We start from the raw sequence: 2,258 nt of genomic DNA on the forward strand, positions 1-2,258 counted from the left end.
GACCATGACCAGCTCCGCACTCACCTGGCGGACTTCATGGCGGCCTAAAATTTCGCGCGCCGGCTCAAGATCCTCGCCAGCCATGGTCCTCGGACCGATGGCGGACCATGGCTGGCCCTCACGCCTTAGGGTCAGGATGCATTGATTTCCGCTTCACTGCGTGATTCACAACCCGGAAACGGAGCGGTGACATGAGCGACCTTTTCTAGCTGACTGAAGCGCAGATGGCACGCATTGCCCCCTTTTTCCCGAAGTCCCATGGCAAGCCACGCGTTGATGACAGGCGCGTTCTCAGTGGTAATATCTTTATTATCCGCAATGGCTTACGCTGGCGTGATGCACCCACCGCCTATGGGCCTCACAAGACGCTTTACAGCCGTTGGAGACGTTGGAGCGGAAAGGGCATCTTTGCTCGTATGATGGCCGGACTCGCTGCCGAACACGGCGAAGAGAAGACCGTGATGATCGACGCGACATACCTGAAGGCACATCGCACAGCGACCAGTATGGCCGTCAAAAAGGGGGGCGTGGTCGCCTGATCGGTCGGAGTTCGAAGATCAGGAAACAGTCCGGTGGACTGTTTCCCTGGGAACGGGCGGCATGAACACCAAGCTGCACGCCATTTGCGACAGCCAGGGACGACCGCTCGACCTCTTCATCACCGCCGGACAAATGAGCGATTATATCGGCGCACGGGCACTGCTCAGCGGCCTGCCGAAGGTCAAATGGCTGCTCGGCGATCGCGGTTATGATGCTGACTGGCTGAGAGAGGCGTTGCAGGACAAGGGGATACGTGCCTGCATCCCCGGCCGGAAGCAACGCAAGACGCCAATCAAATATGACAAGCGTCGCTACAAGCGGCGAAGTCGCATCGAGATCATGTTCGGCAGGCTCAAGGATTGGAGGCGCGTGGCAACGAGATACGACAGATGTCCTAAGATCTTCCTCTCGGCAATCGCCCTCGCAGCAACCGTCATCTACTGGTTATGAATCCTGACCTTACGAATAAATCTGCAGGATCTGGACATCCGAGCCAGACAAATTCATCCTGAACCCGATCCACCAAATGCCGGGACTGAACAGCTAGGGTGCTGTCCATCTGTTTCCCGATCGTACTCGTGTTGAGCTTCCTTCTAAAGTCGACTTCCGAAAGGCAACTACTCAACTTCGGAAAAACAGCTTCATCCTCTTCTGTGTGTCTGTCTACATGCTCGCTTACGTATTTCTAACGGTGGCTCGGACGGCATACGCAGTAAAATACATTGGGTGAGGCCGCCGGGCGGCGCGCCCATGTGCAGATACAAAGAAGAAGTTTCCTGCGGTGTCCGACCTCCCATGGCATTTGCAGTTGCAGCGCAGAACGAACATGTGCGGCGAAAGGCAGGAATGTCCGCATCAGTGGCATTGCCCTGACCATTTTGCTGCGGCAACTGTAAGCGATGGGGTGGCGCCCCCCGGCGGCATCGATGTCCCATGGTGGAGGGTGTTCAAGCACCGCGACAGAGGGGAGCGTCCATGAGAGAAGTTAGCATCATCGGCCTCGATTTGGCCAAGAACGTATTTCAAGCGCATGGCGCCGCAGCGGAGGGATCGGTGGTCTTCCGCCGCAAGCTGTCGCGCGCAACTGCTGAGTTTCATGGCTGCGCAGCCGCCTTGCGTGGTTGCGATGGAAGCCTGTGCCAGCTTGCATCACTGGGGCCGGGCGATCGGCGACCTCGGCCACGAGGTGCGGCTGATACCACCCGCCTATGTGAAGCCGTTGGTGAAGCGCCAGAAGAACGACATGGCGGATGCAGAGGCGATCGCAGAAGCGGCGTCTCGCCCGACGATGCGGTTTGTCGCCGTGAAGAGCGAGGCACAGCAGGCGGCGGCGATGGCATATCGGACCCGCGACCTTTTGGTTCGCCAACGCACGCAGACGATCAATGCCCTCCGCGCCCATCTGGCTGAGCAGGGTGTCGTGGCCTCCACCGGCCCGGCGCATGTCGGCCGCCTCGCTGCGATCATCGAAGGGGAGGATGGCCTGCTGCCTGAGGCGGTGCGTGACCTGGCGCGTCTTTTGCCGGGCCAGATCGCCGGGCTGGCCGAGAAGACTGCGGGCCTTGATAACGAGTTGCGTCGGCGCATGAACAGTAACCACCCGGTTGTGGCCGCCTGCCTGAGGTGAGGCCTGTGCCTTAACCTGCGTCGTTACTGACGTCATTACCGACGTCATATGCGATGGAGGCTATCATGCGGGACGGGTTGGTGCTTGGGGT

General features: G+C 59.3%; 2 pseudogenes. Both read left to right on the plus strand.

The annotated features are described in order from the left end of the window. The first annotated feature begins 224 nt into the window (after nt 1-224). Nucleotides 225-990 (plus strand): annotated as a pseudogene (locus tag FA743_RS20080) (IS5 family transposase). 525 nt (nt 991-1,515) lie between these two features. Then, nucleotides 1,516-2,116: pseudogene (locus FA743_RS20085) on the plus strand (IS110 family RNA-guided transposase); the annotation flags it as partial. Between the last annotated feature and the right edge of the window lie 142 nt (nt 2,117-2,258).

It is taken from the genome of Paracoccus gahaiensis (assembly GCF_005048225.1).
In the GTDB taxonomy this organism is placed as follows: Bacteria; Pseudomonadota; Alphaproteobacteria; order Rhodobacterales; family Rhodobacteraceae; genus Paracoccus; species Paracoccus gahaiensis.